This is a genomic window from Streptomyces sp. V3I7, assembly GCF_030817495.1.
GTDB lineage: Bacteria > Actinomycetota > Actinomycetes > Streptomycetales > Streptomycetaceae > Streptomyces.
On sequence record NZ_JAUSZK010000001.1, the window covers coordinates 4346310 to 4362314 of the forward strand.

At 70.9% G+C, this 16005-nt stretch carries 17 protein-coding genes; 11 read left to right on the forward strand and 6 right to left on the reverse strand.

The features are described 5' to 3' along the window. Nucleotides 1-42: 42 nt before the first annotated feature. The gene (locus tag QFZ74_RS20410; protein ID WP_307622237.1) at nucleotides 43-1713 is read right to left on the reverse strand and encodes a fumarate hydratase; all 1671 of its coding nucleotides are present in this window, start codon (nucleotides 1711-1713) and stop codon (nucleotides 43-45) included. Between the two features lie 195 nt (nucleotides 1714-1908). Between QFZ74_RS20410 and QFZ74_RS20415 the strand changes: the two genes are divergently transcribed. Next, the gene (locus tag QFZ74_RS20415) at nucleotides 1909-2610 is read left to right on the forward strand and encodes a DUF1707 domain-containing protein (RefSeq protein ID WP_307622238.1); all 702 of its coding nucleotides are present in this window, start codon (nucleotides 1909-1911) and stop codon (nucleotides 2608-2610) included. 176 nt (nucleotides 2611-2786) lie between these two features. Further along, on the forward strand, nucleotides 2787-3164 hold the full coding sequence (locus QFZ74_RS20420; RefSeq protein WP_307622239.1) for a WhiB family transcriptional regulator: 378 nt from the start codon (nucleotides 2787-2789) through the stop codon (nucleotides 3162-3164). A gap of 166 nt (nucleotides 3165-3330) precedes the next feature. On the opposite strand, the gene glpX is transcribed toward QFZ74_RS20420, so the two are convergent. Further along, nucleotides 3331-4365, reverse strand: a complete 1035-nt coding sequence (gene glpX, locus QFZ74_RS20425) for a class II fructose-bisphosphatase (protein WP_307622240.1) — start codon at nucleotides 4363-4365, stop codon at nucleotides 3331-3333. Nucleotides 4366-4492: 127 nt separating this feature from the next. Here glpX and QFZ74_RS20430 point away from each other — a divergent pair, with 127 nt between their 5' ends. Then, entirely contained in the window at nucleotides 4493-5017 is a 525-nt protein-coding gene (locus QFZ74_RS20430) for a DUF4245 domain-containing protein (protein WP_307622241.1), read from the forward strand. Nucleotides 5018-5053: 36 nt separating this feature from the next. Here the strand turns inward: QFZ74_RS20430 and QFZ74_RS20435 are convergent, their stop codons facing one another. Together QFZ74_RS20435 and xseA are read right to left on the reverse strand one after the other, a co-directional pair. Then, nucleotides 5054-5299 carry an exodeoxyribonuclease VII small subunit gene (locus QFZ74_RS20435; protein ID WP_307622242.1) on the reverse strand — a complete coding sequence of 82 codons (246 nt, stop codon included), beginning with the start codon at nucleotides 5297-5299 and terminating at the stop codon, nucleotides 5054-5056. Nucleotides 5300-5330: 31 nt separating this feature from the next. Continuing rightward, nucleotides 5331-6539, reverse strand: a complete 1209-nt coding sequence (gene xseA, locus QFZ74_RS20440; RefSeq protein ID WP_307622243.1) for an exodeoxyribonuclease VII large subunit — start codon at nucleotides 6537-6539, stop codon at nucleotides 5331-5333. Nucleotides 6540-6852: 313 nt separating this feature from the next. Here xseA and QFZ74_RS20445 point away from each other — a divergent pair, with 313 nt between their 5' ends. Together QFZ74_RS20445 and ppgK are read left to right on the forward strand one after the other, a co-directional pair. Further along, the gene (locus QFZ74_RS20445; RefSeq protein WP_307622244.1) at nucleotides 6853-7884 is read left to right on the forward strand and encodes a 4-hydroxy-3-methylbut-2-enyl diphosphate reductase; all 1032 of its coding nucleotides are present in this window, start codon (nucleotides 6853-6855) and stop codon (nucleotides 7882-7884) included. A gap of 29 nt (nucleotides 7885-7913) precedes the next feature. Continuing rightward, nucleotides 7914-8669 (forward strand): polyphosphate--glucose phosphotransferase, encoded by a 756-nt coding sequence (gene ppgK / locus QFZ74_RS20450; RefSeq protein ID WP_307622245.1) that lies wholly within the window; start codon nucleotides 7914-7916, stop codon nucleotides 8667-8669. Nucleotides 8670-8721: 52 nt separating this feature from the next. Here the strand turns inward: ppgK and QFZ74_RS20455 are convergent, their stop codons facing one another. Next, the gene (locus QFZ74_RS20455; protein ID WP_307622246.1) at nucleotides 8722-9264 is read right to left on the reverse strand and encodes a DUF6542 domain-containing protein; all 543 of its coding nucleotides are present in this window, start codon (nucleotides 9262-9264) and stop codon (nucleotides 8722-8724) included. Between the two features lie 190 nt (nucleotides 9265-9454). Here QFZ74_RS20455 and ychF point away from each other — a divergent pair, with 190 nt between their 5' ends. From ychF to QFZ74_RS20475, 4 genes are all read left to right on the forward strand, one after another. Further along, nucleotides 9455-10543, forward strand: coding sequence for a redox-regulated ATPase YchF (gene ychF / locus QFZ74_RS20460; RefSeq protein WP_307622247.1), 1089 nt, complete (start codon nucleotides 9455-9457; stop codon nucleotides 10541-10543). A gap of 133 nt (nucleotides 10544-10676) precedes the next feature. Continuing rightward, entirely contained in the window at nucleotides 10677-10958 is a 282-nt protein-coding gene (locus QFZ74_RS20465; RefSeq protein WP_307622248.1) for a type II toxin-antitoxin system Phd/YefM family antitoxin, read from the forward strand. After that, nucleotides 10955-11209 carry a Txe/YoeB family addiction module toxin gene (locus tag QFZ74_RS20470; RefSeq protein WP_307622249.1) on the forward strand — a complete coding sequence of 85 codons (255 nt, stop codon included), beginning with the start codon at nucleotides 10955-10957 and terminating at the stop codon, nucleotides 11207-11209. Before QFZ74_RS20465 ends, QFZ74_RS20470 begins: the two co-directional genes overlap by 4 nt. 75 nt (nucleotides 11210-11284) lie before the next feature. Next, nucleotides 11285-11797 (forward strand): DinB family protein, encoded by a 513-nt coding sequence (locus QFZ74_RS20475; RefSeq protein ID WP_307622250.1) that lies wholly within the window; start codon nucleotides 11285-11287, stop codon nucleotides 11795-11797. A gap of 235 nt (nucleotides 11798-12032) precedes the next feature. On the opposite strand, the gene QFZ74_RS20480 is transcribed toward QFZ74_RS20475, so the two are convergent. Continuing rightward, nucleotides 12033-13331 carry a M14 family zinc carboxypeptidase gene (locus QFZ74_RS20480; protein WP_307624224.1) on the reverse strand — a complete coding sequence of 433 codons (1299 nt, stop codon included), beginning with the start codon at nucleotides 13329-13331 and terminating at the stop codon, nucleotides 12033-12035. A gap of 218 nt (nucleotides 13332-13549) precedes the next feature. Here QFZ74_RS20480 and QFZ74_RS20485 point away from each other — a divergent pair, with 218 nt between their 5' ends. Continuing rightward, complete coding sequence (locus QFZ74_RS20485) at nucleotides 13550-14794, forward strand: ThiF family adenylyltransferase (RefSeq protein WP_307622251.1); 1245 nt, start codon at nucleotides 13550-13552, stop codon at nucleotides 14792-14794. Beyond that, complete coding sequence (locus QFZ74_RS20490) at nucleotides 14791-15996, forward strand: hypothetical protein (protein WP_307622252.1); 1206 nt, start codon at nucleotides 14791-14793, stop codon at nucleotides 15994-15996. Before QFZ74_RS20485 ends, QFZ74_RS20490 begins: the two co-directional genes overlap by 4 nt. Nucleotides 15997-16005 lie beyond the last annotated feature (9 nt).

The following is a 16005-nucleotide window of genomic DNA, read 5'->3' on the forward strand; positions in this document are numbered from 1 at the left end:
GGCGGCGGGGGCGAGATCCCCCCACCCCACCGCCCGGCAGGGCTAGGCCAGCCCGGGCCCCCGCACCGGAATCGACGTGAACGTCGGCTGCGGCGCCGGATCCTGGAAGAAGTCGTTGCCCTTGTCGTCCACGACAATGAACGCCGGGAAGTCCTCGACCTCGATCTTCCAGACCGCCTCCATGCCGAGCTCCTCGTACTCGACGACCTCGACCTTCTTGATGCAGTCCTGGGCGAGCCGCGCGGCCGGGCCGCCGATGGAACCGAGGTAGAAGCCGCCATGGGCCCCGCACGCGTCGGTGACCTGCTTGCTCCGGTTGCCCTTGGCCAGCATCACCTTCGAGCCGCCCGCCGCCTGGAACTGCTCGACGTAGGAGTCCATGCGTCCGGCCGTCGTCGGCCCGAAGGAGCCCGACGCGTAGCCCTCGGGGGTCTTCGCGGGGCCGGCGTAGTACACCGGGTGGTCCTTCAGGTACTGCGGCATCTCCTCACCCGCGTCGAGCCGCTCCTTGATCTTGGCGTGCGCGATGTCGCGCGCCACGACCAGCGGACCGGTCAGTGAAAGCCGCGTCTTGACCGGGTACTTCGTCAGCTCGGCCAGGATCTCGTCCATCGGCTGGTTCAGGTCGATCTTGACGACGTCCGAGGACTCGTCGGAGAGGTGCTCGTCCGTGGTCTCCGGCAGGAAGCGCGCCGGGTCCGTCTCGAGCTGCTCCAGGAAGACGCCCTCGGCCGTGATCTTCGCGACGGCCTGCCGGTCGGCCGAGCAGGAGACGGCGATGGCGACCGGGCAGGACGCACCGTGCCGCGGCAGCCGCACCACACGCACGTCGTGGCAGAAGTACTTGCCGCCGAACTGCGCGCCGATGCCGATCTTCTGGGTGAGCTCGAAGACCTTCTCCTCCAGCTCCTTGTCCCGGAAGCCGTGTCCGAGCTCCGAGCCCTCCGCCGGGATCTCGTCCAGGTAGTGCGCGGAGGCGTACTTCGCCGTCTTCAGCGCGTACTCGGCGGACGTACCGCCGACGACGATCGCCAGGTGGTACGGCGGGCAGGCGGCCGTACCGAGCGAACGGATCTTCTCCTCCAGGAACTTCATCATGGAGGCCTCGTTCAGGACGGCCTTCGTCTCCTGGTACAGGAAGGACTTGTTGGCGGAGCCGCCGCCCTTGGCCATGAACAGGAACTTGTACGCGCCGCCGTCGGTGGCGTACAGCTCGATCTGGGCCGGCAGGTTGGAGCCGGTGTTCTTCTCCTCCCACATGGTGAGCGGAGCCATCTGCGAGTAGCGCAGGTTCAGCTTGGTGTAGGCGTCGTAGATGCCGTGGGAGAGGGCCTTCTCGTCCTCACCTTCGGTGAGGACGTTCTGGCCGCGCTTGCCCATGACGATCGCTGTGCCGGTGTCCTGGCACATCGGGAGCACGCCCGCCGCCGCGATGTTCGCGTTCTTCAGCAGGTCCAGGGCGACGAACTTGTCGTTGCCGGAAGCCTCGGGGTCGTCGACGATCCGGCGCAGCTGGGCGAGGTGAGCCGGGCGCAGGTAGTGCTGGATGTCGTGGATCGCCTCTTCGGCGAGCTTGCGCAGCGCCTCGGGCTCGACCTTGAGGAACGTCCGCCCGTCGGCCTCGAAGGTGGAGACACCCTCGGAGGTCACCAGCCGGTACGGGGTGGTGTCCCTTCCCTGGGGGAGCAGATCGGTGTACGCGAACTCAGGCATGGGTGCCCATTCCTCACTCGGCAGACGGCGGCTGGCCTCCGTTGGCAGCGCGGCGTCCACCAGCGTAGAACCTGCCGTCGGGGGCGGGCTTGTGAGGTAAGGCTCAGTCGGCGGAGAGCCGTTGTCCACAGGCGTCCCGGGAAGGTTGTCCACACCCCCTAGTCGCGATCTATCGCGTTTCGGTACGCTGCTGCCGTGGACCTTCAGAAGCACGCCCAGAAGCCGGACACGGCACGGCCCGCCGTCGAGCTGCGCGCCTCGGACGCCGACCGCGACCGCGTCGCCGACCTCCTGCGCGACGCCCTCGCCGAGGGGCGTCTGACCGCCGTCGAGCACGCCGAGCGCGTGGAGGGGGTGCTGAGCGCCAAGACGGTCCGTGAGCTGGAGGTCTTCATCGAGGACCTGCCCGCCGCCCACCAGCGCCGCGCGACCCCCGCCTACGCGCCGGTGCCGCCGCGGCCCATGGCCGGCGCGATACCGGCCGAGGCCGACGCCAGCGTGGTCGCGGTGTTCAGCAGCGCCATGCGCAGGGGCCGTTGGCGCGCCGGGCGCCGGCTGCACGCGTACGCCGTCTTCGGCAGCGTCGAGATCGACCTCAGCGAGGCGATCTTCGAGTACCAGCAGGTGGTCATCAAGGCCGTCTCGGTCTTCGGCAACGTCGAGATCCGCGTTCCGGAGAACGTGTCGCTGCGCGGCACCGGCGGCGGCGTGCTGGGCAACTTCGAGGTGGACACGCTGGATTCGGCCGAGTCCGACGCGCCCGTCGTCTACGTCGACGGCTGGGCCGTGCTCGGCAACGTCGAGGCGCGGCCGAAGCGCGGCAAGCGGGTCGCGGACATCCTCGACCGCGTCCAGGACAAGGTCGACCAGGCTTTGCGCAAACACCTGGACCGTTGACGCGGGCGAATCGGGCCGCCATCCGAAACGGATCGATCCGTCGTTCACAGAGCACGTGACGTCGTGAACCGGCCGTTGCCCGCTTGCCGTTCGGAACGCTGTGCATAGGCCCGCGCACAGCGGGTAGGGCTTGCTGCATCGTCTCTCGCTCGCGAAGCCGTCGTCAGGAGTAGACCGTGCTGCAACCGCCGCGTTCGTCCCTGCAGGTCGCTGTCGTTCCGGCGCAGCGGACAGCGCGAGACAGGGACCAAGACGCCCCCTGGCACACCGAGGCGGTGTGCCGGCGTGACGAGGCTGGCCTGTTCTTCGCCCCGTCCAAGGAACCCACCGCCGCCCGGCTGTCGCGCGAGGAGGCCGCCAAGCGCGTGTGCGCACGCTGCCCGGTGATGGTCGAGTGCCGCGAGCACGCCCTGCTCCAGCCCGAGCCCTACGGCGTCTGGGGCGGCCTCACCGCCGCCGAACGCCGCGTGGTCCTGGCCCGGCGCCGGCGCCGCGACATGGAGCTGAAAAAGGCGCCCCGCACCACGGTCAGCCCCATAGCGGCGGCGGGCTAGCACCGCGAGCAGGCAGGAAAAAGGGACGCCCCCTTCCGCACAAGGGGGCGTCCCTTTTCGACCCGCGGTGAGGTCACTCACTTAAGGGGCGCGGGGAACTGCGCGACAAGCCGCAACGGACGCGCACCAGACCACCGGCCGCAGTCATCCGGCTGAACCGACGGAGTCACTTGGCCCGGTCGAAGTCCACGGCGCTGTAGGCCCGTAGCTTGCTCAGCCGGTGCTCGGAGTCGATGCGCCGTACCGTGCCGGACCGCGAGCGCATGACGATCGAGTCGGTCGTGGCGGTCTCGGAGCCGTAGCGCACGCCCCGCAGCAGCTCGCCGTCGGTGATGCCCGTGGCGACGAAGAAGACGTTCTCGCCGGTGACCAGGTCCTCGGTCGTCAGGACGCGGTCGAGGTCATGCCCGGCGTCGATCGCCCGCTGCCGCTCCTCGTCGTCCTTGGGCCACAGCTTGCCCTGGATGGTGCCGCCCAGGCACTTCACGGCGCAGGCCGAGATGATGCCCTCGGGCGTGCCGCCGATGCCGAGCAGCAGGTCGATGCCGGTGCCCTCGCGCAGCGCCAGGATCGAGCCGGCCACGTCACCGTCGGAGATCAGCTTGATGCGCGCGCCGGTCTCCCGGATCTCCTGGATGATGCCCTCGTGCCGCGGCCGGTCCAGGATCACCACGGTGACGTCCTCGGGCGCGCAGCGCTTGGCCTTGGCGACCCGGCGGATGTTCACGGACACGGGCGCGTCGATGTCGACGAAGTCGGCGGCCTCGGGACCGGTGACCAGCTTGTCCATGTAGAAGACGGCGGACGGGTCGAACATGGACCCGCGCTCGGCGGCGGCCAGTACCGCGATCGCATTGGGCATGCCCTTCGCGGTCAGCGTGGTGCCGTCGATCGGGTCGACCGCGATGTCGCACTCGGGGCCGCTCCCGTCGCCGACGCGCTCCCCGTTGAAGAGCATCGGGGCCTGGTCCTTCTCGCCCTCCCCGATGACGACGACGCCGTTCATCGAGACGGTGGAGACGAGGGTGCGCATGGCGCGCACCGCGGCACCGTCGGCGCCGTTCTTGTCGCCGCGGCCGACCCAGCGGCCCGCGGCCATCGCCGCGGCTTCGGTGACCCGGACGAGTTCGAGCGCCAGGTTCCGGTCGGGAGCCTCGGCGGGAACATCGAGTTCGGACGGCAATTGATGATTCTCGGTCATCGGAGCGCACCTTTCTGATACGGCGACGGCCGGATGAGGGTGTAAGCCCTGACTCTATCGCTGGGCCGACAAAATGAGCAGGGGCCCCCACGGATGAGCGCGCCGGACACCTGCGACGATAGGGGACGTGGCAGGTTCGAACGGAAAGCAGAAGACGGTCCGGGACATGGTTCTTTCCCTGGGCCTGATCGGGATAGCGGCGGGTTTCATCTACCTGTTCATCCCGCACGACGACCACCCCACGCAGCTCAAGCGGGTCGACTACCGCGTGGAGCTCCTCACCGCGCGCCGGGCCGCTTCCTACCCGGTGGCGGCGCCCGAGGGCCTGCCCCGCACCTGGAAGGCGACCTCGGTCCGCTACCAGGGGGAGAAGGCCGACCGCTGGCACCTGGGCTTCCAGCTCCCCGACGGCCAGTACGTCCAGGTCGAGCAGTCCGCCCGCAAGCGTGCGGAGTTCATCGACGAGGCCAGCCAGGGCGGCAAGGCCACCAAGGTCACCGAGAAGATCGGCGACCGCACGTGGACCCGCTACACCGGCGGCCGCTACGACGCCCTCGTCCTGGAGAACACCCCGGGCTCCACGACCGTGGTGGCGGGCACGGCGCCGTTCACCGAGCTGGCGAAGATGGCCGGCGCCCTGAAGCTGGCCTGAGCGCCCGCCCGGCGCACACCGGCCGGGCGCCCGCCGTCACTCGGAGCCCCCGGCCTCCTCGGTGGTCGCGGACCCCGTCTCCTCCTCGGCCAGCGCGGCGTCCAGCCGGGCCCGCGCGCCCTCCAGCCAGCGCCGGCACACCTTGGCCAGCTCCTCGCCGCGCTCCCACAGGGCGAGGGACTCCTCCAGGCTCGTACCGCCGGTCTCCAGCCGCCGTACGACCTCGATCAGTTCGTCCCGCGCCTGCTCGTACGAGAGCGCCTCTTCCGTCCTGCCGGTCATCCACTCATCCTCAGCATCGGTTTGTACGGGCTCAACCCTCGACCCGTACCGTGAACTCGCCCTCGGCCACCCGCGCGCGGAGCGCCTCGGCCTCCGCCACCTCGTGCGGACCGCGCACCACGTGCCCGTCGCCGCGCTGGAGCACCGCGTAGCCGCGCTTCAGCGTCGCCGCGGGCGAGAGCGCCACCACGCGCGCGTGGGTGTGGCCCAGCTCGGAGTCGGCGCGGTCGAGCAGATGCCCGAGCGTGCGCCGCCCGCGGTCGAGCACGGAGGCGACATCCTCGGCCCGTACGTCGATCATCCGGTGCGGGTCCTCGATCGAGGGCCGCGCGAGGGCATGGGCGAGCCCTCGCTCCTCCCGGTCGAGCAGTGCCCGTACGCAGCGCCGCGAGCGGTCCCGCAGCATCCGCATCCGCTCCAGCTCCTCGCTCACGTCCGGTACGACCTTCTTCGCGGCGTCGGTCGGTGTGGAGGCGCGCAGGTCGGCGACGTAGTCGAGGAGCGGGGTGTCGGGCTCGTGCCCGATGGCGGAGACGACGGGCGTACGGCACGCGGCGACGGCGCGGATCAGCTGCTCGTCGGAGAACGGCAGCAGGTCCTCCACGCTGCCGCCGCCGCGCGCGACGACGATCACGTCGACGTCCTCGGTCGCGTCGAGCTCCTTGACCGCCTGCACCACCTGCGGCACCGCGTGCACGCCCTGCACCGGCACGTTGCGCACCTCGAAGCGCACGGCGGGCCAGCGGTGGCGGGCGTTCTCCAGCACGTCGCGCTCCGCGGCCGAGGCGCGTCCGCAGACCAGGCCGATGAGCTGGGGAAGGAAGGGGAGCGGCTTCTTCCGCTCGGGTGCGAAGAGGCCCTCCGCCGCCAGCGTCTTCTTCAGCCGCTCCAGCCGGGCCAGCAGCTCGCCGACACCGACCGGCCTGATCTCGGCGGCGCGCAGCGACAGCTGCCCGCGCGGGGCGTACCACTCGGGCTTGGCGTGCACCACCACGCGCGCGCCCTCGCCGACGACGTCGGCGACCGCGTCGAACACCTGCCGGTAGCAGGTCACGCTCACCGAGATGTCGTGCGACGGATCGCGCAGGGTCAGGAACACCACGCCCGCGCCGGGCCGGCGCGACAACTGGGTGATCTGCCCCTCGACCCAGATCGCGCCGAGCCGGTCGATCCAGCCCCCGATGAGCCGCGACACCTCCCCGACGGGCAAGGGGGTGTCCGCGGACGTGTTCACAGCCATGCGCCCGAGCGTAACGGCCGGTTGTGACAATGCGGCCCACGGCGACGGCTCCCCGCGCGCGGGGACACACGCGACCCGCGAACCGATGGGGCGGCCTGCGTACCGATGGGGCGGCCTGCGTACCGATGGGGCGGCCTGCGTACCGATGGGGCGGCCTGCGTACCGATGGGACGGCCCGCGTACCGATGGGACGGCCCGCGTACCGATGAGACGGCCCGGCCCGTGTATCCGACCGGACGGCCCGTGTATCCGACCGGACGGCCCGCGAATCCGACCGGACGTGTGATCTTCGGCCGCGCGGTGCGGCCTTACGATGGGTGCCATGACTGCTTCGCCTGGCCGCCGTGTCCTGCTTGCCGCCCCCCGAGGCTACTGCGCGGGTGTGGACCGCGCCGTGATCGCCGTCGAGAAGGCCCTGGAGCAGTACGGGGCCCCGATCTACGTCCGCCACGAGATCGTCCACAACAAGTACGTCGTGCAGACCCTGGAGAAGAAGGGCGCCATCTTCGTCGAGCAGACGGAGGAGGTGCCACCGGGCAACATCGTGATGTTCTCGGCGCACGGCGTGGCCCCCGTCGTCCACGAGGAGGCCGAGAAGGGCCGCCTCGCCACCATCGACGCGACCTGCCCCCTGGTGACCAAGGTCCACAAGGAGGCCGTCCGCTACGCCGGCGACGACTACGACATCCTGCTGATCGGCCACGAGGGCCACGAGGAGGTCATCGGCACCTCCGGCGAGGCCCCCGACCACATCCAGCTCGTCGACGGCCCCGAGGACGTCGCCAAGGTCGAGGTCCGCGACCCGTCCAAGGTCGTCTGGCTCTCCCAGACCACCCTCTCCGTGGACGAGACCATGGAGACCGTCGACGCCCTGAAGACGAAGTTCCCCGGACTCGTCTCCCCGCCCAGCGACGACATCTGCTACGCCACGCAGAACCGCCAGCTCGCCGTGAAGCAGATGGGCGCCGAGGCCGACCTGGTCATCGTCGTCGGCTCCCGCAACTCCTCCAACTCCAAGCGGCTCGTCGAGGTCGCCAAGCTCGCCGGTGCCCGCGACGCCCACCTCGTGGACTTCGCGAGCGAGATCGACGCGGCCTGGCTGGAGGGCGTCACCACCGTCGGTGTCACCTCCGGCGCCTCCGTCCCGGAGGTCCTGGTCGAGGAGGTCCTCCAGTGGCTCGCCGAGCGCGGCTACGAGGACGTCGAGATCGTCAAGGCCGCCGAGGAGTCCATCACCTTCTCGCTGCCCAAGGAGCTGCGCCGCGACCTGCGCGACGAGGCGGCCGCCCTGGTCGCGGAGCGGGGCGGATCCGGGGCCGGGGCTTCCGGCGCATCCGGGGAGTGACCGTCAGTCCCGCGTCGTAACGTGGGGCCATGCAGATCTTCGGCGTGGACATCGGCGGATCCGGGATCAAGGGTGCCCCTGTGGACCTGGACCGCGGGGAACTGGCCCAGGAGCGCTGCAAGGTGCTCACTCCGCACCCGGCGACGCCCGACGGCGTCGCCGAGGGCGTGCGTCAGGTCGTCCAGCACTTCGGCTGGACGGGCCCGGTCGGCCTGACCTTCCCGGGCGTGGTCACCGACGGATCCACCATCCGCACCGCGGCCAACGTCGACAAGAGCTGGATCGACACGGACGCGCGGGCGCTGTTCAGCGAGCGGCTGGACGGGCTGCCGGTGACCGTGACCAACGACGCGGACGCGGCGGGCGTGGCCGAGATGCGGTACGGCGCGGGCCGCGGCCACCGGGGCACGGTCATCGTGCTCACCCTCGGTACGGGCATCGGCAGCGCCGTCTTCGTCGACGGCGCCCTCGTCCCCAACACCGAGCTGGGCCACCTGGAGCTGCACGGCCACGACGCCGAGAAGAAGGCCTCCAGCAAGGCCAAGGAGGACGAGGACCTGTCGTGGGAGCACTGGGCCAAGCGCCTCCAGAAGTACCTCGCCCACCTGGAGATGCTGTTCTCCCCCGAGCTGTTCATCCTCGGCGGCGGGGTCAGCCGTAAGGCCGACAAGTTCCTGCACCTGATCCACGGCATCCGGGCCGAGATCGTCCCCGCGCAGCTCCAGAACAACGCGGGGATCGTGGGCGCGGCGATGCTGGCGGCGCGGGACGAGCAGGCGGCGTAGCTACTTCGGAGCGTCCGGGGCCGGGGCCGGGAGCCCCGCTCGGGCCCCGGGGTCAGCCGGCCGCGTTCCGCAGCCGCCGCCTGCGCCGCACCAGCCGGATCCGGCGCACGAGCGCGATCGTGCCGGCGGTGAGCGTCCCGGCGTACAGCCACAGGGCCTGGGTGGCCAGGGCGGTCGCCAGGCCCATCAGACGGCCCGCGAAGCCCCCGCCGCCGTCCGCGACGGGGACGAGGCCCACCGCGAAGGCGATCGGCGCCACGATGGGCGCGGTCATCAGGTCGCTGCCGCGCAGCCACAGCGCGGTCAGCACGCACACCGGCAGGAACAGCACGTCGTACGCGGTCAGGGATGCTCCGAACAGCAGCGCGTCCAGGCAGCCGAGCAGCAGCATCAGCACGATGCCGAACAGGCCTCCGCCGAGTGCGGTGAGCCGGGGGTTCGGGAGCCGCCGGGCGGGCGGCCGCGCCACGCGCACCGGACCCGCGGCGGACGGCCGCACGCCCGCCGGACGGCGTCTGGCCTGCGACGGCAGGGACGCCGGCGGCCTGTCGCGTCGCGGTCCGGACTGCGGAGGTCGGGTCCTGTGCTGCTCCATTGGACCAACTTAGGTCGGTTTATGTGCCCAGTCGCTCCTCAGACACGCCGTTGACCGGAGCCGACCCCCTGGGTTCCGAGCGGCCGCCGAGCTTGCACGCCTCACGCCGTAAACTGGTGGATCGGCCAGTCCGCTGGCCGTGGCCCTCTCGCCCAGCCCTCTGGCCCTCTCACGTACGGGAAGTCGCAACGTGTCGCTCACGATCGGAATCGTCGGTCTGCCGAATGTCGGCAAGTCGACCCTGTTCAACGCCCTGACCAAGAACGACGTGCTGGCGGCCAACTACCCGTTCGCCACGATCGAGCCGAACGTCGGCGTGGTCGGCGTCCCCGACGCCCGCCTGACCGAGCTGGCCGGGATCTTCTCCTCGCAGCGCGTCCTGCCGGCCACCGTGGACTTCGTCGACATCGCGGGCATCGTGCGCGGTGCGAGCGAGGGCGAGGGCCTGGGCAACAAGTTCCTCGCGAACATCCGCGAGTCCGACGCGATCTGCCAGGTCATCCGCGCCTTCAAGGACGAGAACGTCGTGCACGTCGACGGCAAGGTCTCGCCCAAGGACGACATCGAGACGATCAACACCGAGCTGATCCTCGCCGACCTCCAGACGATCGAGAAGGTCCTGCCGCGCCTCCAGAAGGAGTCGCGCATCAAGAAGGACATCGCCCCGAAGGTCAAGGCCGTCGAGGAGGCGAAGGAGATCCTGGAGAAGGGCGACACGCTGTTCTCCGCGGGCATCGTCCAGGGCTCCGGCAACGAGGAGCTCCTCCACGACCTGCACCTGCTCACCACCAAGCCGTTCCTCTACGTCTTCAACGTCGACGAGGACGAGCTGACGGACGAGGACTTCAAGAACGAGCAGCGCGCCCTGGTCGCCCCCGCCGAGGCGATCTTCCTCAACGCCAAGCTCGAGGCGGACCTCGCCGAGCTGGACGAGGAGGACGCCATGGAGCTCCTGGAGTCCGTCGGCGCCGAGGAGCCCGGCCTCGCCACCCTCGCCCGCGTCGGCTTCGACACCCTCGGCCTCCAGACCTACCTCACGGCCGGCCCCAAGGAAGCCCGCGCCTGGACCATCAAGAAGGGCGCCACCGCCCCCGAGGCCGCCGGTGTCATCCACACCGACTTCCAGAAGGGCTTCATCAAGGCCGAGGTCATCTCCTTCGCCGATCTCGTAGAAACGGGCTCGGTCGCCGAGGCCCGCGCCAAGGGCAAGGCGCGCATGGAGGGCAAGGAGTATGTGATGCAGGACGGGGATGTGGTGGAGTTCCGGTTCAACGTCTGAGCGTGTGAAGCAACACCACGTCGGGGATGGGGTCGGCTCTTCTGGGAGCCGACCCCATGCTGTTTCCCGTACTGGGATGGCGCCCGTAATGAGTGGTACGTCTTCGGTACCACTTGAGGTAGGGAGGCAGCCCATGTCGATAACCGCGAGCGAAGCCCGCAAGGCTCTCTTTCCGCTGATCAAGAAGGTCAACGACGATCACGAGGCCATCGAGATCGTCTCCAAGCACGGCAACGCCGTGCTCGTCTCAGCCGAGGACTACGCGGCTCTGCGCGAGGGTGCGTGCCTGCTGCGTTCGCCCGCGAACGCGCGGCGACTGCTCAAGGCGTACGAGAACGCCTTGGAGAACACCAACGTGTCGGAGCATGAGTTGATCGATCCGAACGCGGCGGACCCAGCTGCGGGTGCTGCGTGAGGCTTGTCTTCGAGGATCAGGGCTGGGAGGACTACACGTCCTGGCTCAGGAACGACCGCAAGATGCTCGCTCGGATCAACAAGCTCATCGAGGACGTCAAGCGCGACCCTTTCACGGGGATCGGTAAGCCGGAGCCGCTGAAGTACCACTTGCCTGGGGCGTGGTCGAGGCGGATCGACGACGAGCACCGCCTCGTGTACTTGGTCACGGACAAGGAGATCGTGATCCTCGCGGCTCGCTATCGCTACTAGTGCCGCATCAGGCAACGTTCGCCCTGTTGTCGGCCCTGCCCGTCGGGAGCTTCGGTCGATGGCGATAATCGACTGATGAGCGCCATCGAACGCCCCATGCCGCCGCTGAATGCCGACGAGCGCATCACGCTCGAAAGCTGGCTCGACTTCCACCGGACCACCCTCGCCATGAAGTGCGAGGGCCTGGACGACGAGCAGGCCGCTGTCGCGTCCGTGCCACCATCCGGCTTCACATTGACCGGCCTCGTTCAGCACATGGCGGAGGTGGAACGGAACTGGTTCCGTCGCGTGTTCGCCGGAGAGCAGGCCCCGCCGATCTACGACCCGCAGGCCGACCCGGATGCCCCCGACGGCGGCTTCGAACTCGCCACGGGCGCCACCCTGCGCGACGCCCTCGCCACTTGGCACGCGGAGATCGCCAGCGCCCGGGAGCACTGCGCCGACCGTGCGCTGGCCGACACCGGTCGCTTCATGGAGCAGGACGTGAGTCTCCGCTGGATCTACGTCCACATGATCGAGGAGTACGCCCGCCATAACGGCCACGCGGATCTGCTCCGGGAACGCATCGACGGGATCACTGGCGTATAGCGCGGGTCAGGGTCGTTCTGCCACGAGAACAGCATGGCGTGTCCGCGCCGTCCGGGCCGCGACCCGGACGGCGCGTCACATCACAACAGGGCGAACGTTGCCTGATGCGGCACTAGTTAGGCGGCTCCGCCTTTGGGCGCCGTAGCCGACGCTGTCGGGTGCGCCACGCGGCCCCGCGTGTCGGTCAACGCGCAGCTTCGGCAGGGCCGGCCCCGTACGGCCCCGCCGGCGCCCGTTACGCCAGCGTCTTCAGCGCGCTCTCCGCTGCTGCCACCACCGTGCGGGTCTGGTGTTCGATCTGGTGGGGGATCGGGACCCAGCGGACCTGGAGGGCTTCCGTGAAGGTTGCGCACCAGGTGGTGAAGAGGTCGTCCAGTTCGCGGTGGAGGGATGGGGCGTCAGCGGTCTCCAGCAGGCGCAGGAGGAGGCCCGCCGCGCGGAGGGGCTGGCGGCGGGCGACGATGTCCAGGGCGGCGACCTGGGCCGTCGTCAGCTGGGGGACAGCGGGGTCGTGCGCGGCGGTGGCCGCCTGGCGGGCGAGGGGTTCCCAGGAGGCGGCTACCAGGTCGTAGAGGCCGTCGGCCATCCACTCCACCACGCGCCGGAACGGGTCGTCCTTCGCCGGGGGCAGGAATCCGCGCGCCTTTTCGAGGACGGCGGTGACCTGGCGGCCGCCGTCCAGCACCAGGCCGGCCAGGTCGCGCAGGGCGTCGGCGGCCCTCGGATGCGGGGTGAGGTCCTCGGCCAGGTCCGTGGCGAACATGGGGACTTCGACGATCGCCGTGACGCCGCCGTACCGCTGCGGTGCGCACCAGGTGGACAGGCCGATGTTCTCCGAACCGGCCGCCAGGCGGGCGGTGCTGTCCGGCGGCGGCAGGACGTAGACCGCGGGAGCGGGGTTCTCCCAGTACAGGGCGTCGTAGGTGCCGTACTGGAGCGGGATGTTGAGCTCGTCGGCCGACGTCCCGAAAGGGGCGGCCAGTTCGGGCAGATCGCGGGTCAACTGGACCCAGCTGCCGCCCACATCGGTGCTGTGCAGGGAGCACTGGAGGAAGGGCTTCAGTTCCTCCATCACGTCGAACAGCGCCTGGCTCTCCGGTAGTTGACGTCCCGCGATCGGGGCCCACTCCGGCTGTTCCGCCGCGATCGGGCGGTAGGCGCCGCGGTAGTAGCTCCGGAGGGTGTGCGCGGACGCCGCCCCGCCGGTTCCGACCTCGCTCAGTGCCGCGCCGTCCGGGTCCAGGCACAGCACGATGTCCCAGGTGACGAGGCCGGGGTCGGTCGCCGCGGACAGCCGGTCGCCGCGGGCCACCCGCTCCGCCAGCGCGAGCGCGGTCGCGCCGCCGACCGGCTCGTCCGGGTGCGGTCCGGCCACCACCAGGACGTGGCGCGGCCCGTGTCCCACGGACAGCATCTCGATCGGCCGGCCCGCACGGGACGTCCCGATCCGGCGCAGCCGGCCGGCCCCGGGGAACCCGGAGACCAGCCGACGCGCCGCCTCGGTGACCTCCGCGACCGTGGGGTAGCGGTGCACCATTCGAGTCCGATCAGGCGCCGCCGTTGCCACCGCTGTCGCCGGTGGTCTCCTTCTTGTCCAGCGGACGGATCTCGATCCTCTTCGGCATGTCGCGTCCTTCCGATGGGGTTGCGCGCGCTTTTTGACGCGCTCTTGTCAGAATTCGTGTACCGGATCAGTGTTGTCAATGACTGGTGCCGACCAGCGGATCGGGTGCTGACGAGATTGGCGCGAAGATGACGGTGCAAGCGATGCGGCTGCCTCGGATCAAGCCGGAACACCGGGCCTACCGGACGGTGGACGGCCACGTCAGGATCGGCAGCGTCGTCCACGGCATCGGGTCCGAGGTCAAGGATCCCGACGGCTGGGTGTGGACGCTCGTGCAGGCCATGGACGGTACGCGGGGCGTGTCGGAGATCGTGGCCGAGGTCGCCCGCCGCCATCCGGAGACGGATCTGACGGCTCCCGACATCGCCGAGGCGATGACGGACCTCGCGCTGGCCGGGTTCGTGGAGGACGCCGGCGTCGCGCCGCCGGCCGAGCTGTCCGAGCGGGAACGGGAGCGGTACGGCCGGAGCATGACACTGCTGCGCTGGATGGACCTGCGGCCGCGGGAGAGCGCCTGGGAGCCGCAGGTACGGCTGTGCCGCGCGCGGGTGCTGCTGATCGGCGTCGGCGGTACGGGCGGCGCCGCCGCGCGGGACCTGGTGGCGTCCGGGGTGGGGCTGCTGCACTGCGTCGACCCGGACGTCGTCGAGCTGTCCAACCTCAACCGGCAGACCCTCTATCGCGAGGACGACCTCGGGACGCCCAAGGTGGACGCGGCGCTGGCGGCGCTGCGCGCCCTGAACTCCGACACGACGGTCACCGGCGAGCGCTGCGAGGTGCGGGGGCCGGCGGACCTCGAAGCCCTGCTGACCGGCGGCTCCGGCCCCGCCCGCTCCGGCTCCGCCGCCCCCGGCCGCTCCGGCGGCCCGCCAGGCCGCTCGGCCCCCGCCTCCGACCACCCCACCCCCGCCTACGACGCCCTGCTGCTCGCCGCCGACCGTCCCGCCACGATCCGCCGCTGGGCCAACCAGGCCTGCCTGGCCACGGGTACGCCGTGGGCCGAGGCCGGTTACCGTGGCCCGCGGGTGAGTGTCGGGGTGTTCACGCCCGGGCGGGGCGCGTGCTGGGAGTGTCTGCGTCTGGCCGAGGCCGAGCGGCGCGATTTGCGGCTGCCGCCAGGTCAGGACGAGGACGTCGCCTCGCCCCGGATGCCGTGGAATCCGGTCAACGCCGTCACCGCAAGCCTGTCGGGCAGTCTGCTGGCCCACGCCGCCATCGCGCTGCTGTGCGGTGTGCCGCCGATCGACCCCGGCTGCCGGTTCGGCGTCAACCTCATGCTGCCCGGCGACCCGGTCATGGAGCGCTCGGAACGGCGTACCGACTGCCCTGCCTGCCAGGGCGAACCGGCCCCGCGACCGGCGGGCGCCCGGTGACGGACACCGCCGCCCGGATCGACCCGTCGGCGTGCGTGCTGCTGCACGACCTGGCGGTGCGGCGGGACCGGGACGAGTGGATCGTCGGCCGCATGGCGACCCGTACCTTCGTCGCCCTGCCGGAGGCCGGGGCGCGGGCGGTGCAGCTGCTGGGCGACGGGCTGAGCGTGGGCCGGACCGCGGAGGCGCTGCGGGCCGAGACCGGCGAGGAGTTCGAAGTCGCGGATTTTGTACGTGACTTGGCGGCGCTCGGGTTCGTGGCGCGCATCGGCGACCGGCTGGTTCCGGATGATCAGTCGCCGTCCGCCTCCCTGTCGTGGCTCCGCCCGCACCATGTCCGGCTCGCCCTGCATCCCGCGCTCCCCGTGCTCGTCGGGCTGCTGCTGGCGGCCGCCGTCGTCGTCCTGGTCCGCCGGCCCGACCTCGTGCCGGGCTACCGTGACCTGCTGTGGAGCCCGCACGGCAGCCTGGTCGTGCTGAGCGCGGCGGCAGCCGGGTGGGTGCTGCTGCTGGCCCACGAACTGGCGCACCTGGTCACCGCCCGCGCCGCGGGGGTGCCGGGGCGGATGCGGCTGGGCACCCGGCTGCAGTTCCTCGTCATGCAGACCGACATCAGCGGCATCGAACTCGCGCCCCGCCGCCACCGGTTGACCGCCTACCTGGCCGGCATCGCCCTCAACCTCTCCGTCGCGTCGGCCCTCGTCCTGACCCTGGCCGTCACGGACACCGGGACGACGGCCCATCGGCTGGAGTCCGCCGCACTGCTGCTGGCCCTGCTGCCGCTGCCGTTCCAGCTGATGGTGTTCACGCGCACGGACCTGTACTTCGTCCTCCAGGACCTCACCGGCTGCCGCAACCTGTACGGCGACGGGCTCGCCTACGCCCGGTACGTCGCCCGGTGCGCGGTGCGCCCGCCCCGTTCCGGCCGGACCGCCCGGTCCGAGGACCCCAGCACCCGACTGCCCCCGCACGAGCGCGCGGCCGTACGCCTCTACAGCGTCGTCCTCGTGGCCGGCACCGTGGTCTGTCTCGGCTTCATGGCCGCCGTCACGCTGCCCGTGGACGTCACCCTGCTGGTCCGCGCGGTACGGGGCCTCGGGCCGGGGCACGGCCTCGCGCGCAACGCCGACGCGGCGGCCGTACTGATCACCCTGGGCGGTGCCAACGTGCTCTGGGCGGTCACCTGGTGGCGCAACCGCTGACGCGGCACG

What these genes read in the sequence shown, in the direction of transcription:
- QFZ74_RS20485 (WP_307622251.1), top strand. Translation starts at nt 13,550, where the DNA reads ATGACGGTGCAAGCGATGCGGCTGCCTCGGATCAAGCCGGAACACCGG.
- QFZ74_RS20435 (WP_307622242.1), bottom strand. Translation starts at nt 5,299, where the DNA reads ATGACCGGCAGGACGGAAGAGGCGCTCTCGTACGAGCAGGCGCGGGAC.
- QFZ74_RS20465 (WP_307622248.1), top strand. Translation starts at nt 10,677, where the DNA reads ATGTCGATAACCGCGAGCGAAGCCCGCAAGGCTCTCTTTCCGCTGATC.
- glpX (WP_307622240.1), bottom strand. Translation starts at nt 4,365, where the DNA reads ATGACCGAGAATCATCAATTGCCGTCCGAACTCGATGTTCCCGCCGAG.
- QFZ74_RS20410 (WP_307622237.1), bottom strand. Translation starts at nt 1,713, where the DNA reads ATGCCTGAGTTCGCGTACACCGATCTGCTCCCCCAGGGAAGGGACACC.
- ppgK (WP_307622245.1), top strand. Translation starts at nt 7,914, where the DNA reads ATGCAGATCTTCGGCGTGGACATCGGCGGATCCGGGATCAAGGGTGCC.
- QFZ74_RS20455 (WP_307622246.1), bottom strand. Translation starts at nt 9,264, where the DNA reads ATGGAGCAGCACAGGACCCGACCTCCGCAGTCCGGACCGCGACGCGAC.
- xseA (WP_307622243.1), bottom strand. Translation starts at nt 6,539, where the DNA reads ATGGCTGTGAACACGTCCGCGGACACCCCCTTGCCCGTCGGGGAGGTG.
- QFZ74_RS20475 (WP_307622250.1), top strand. Translation starts at nt 11,285, where the DNA reads ATGAGCGCCATCGAACGCCCCATGCCGCCGCTGAATGCCGACGAGCGC.
- QFZ74_RS20445 (WP_307622244.1), top strand. Translation starts at nt 6,853, where the DNA reads ATGGGTGCCATGACTGCTTCGCCTGGCCGCCGTGTCCTGCTTGCCGCC.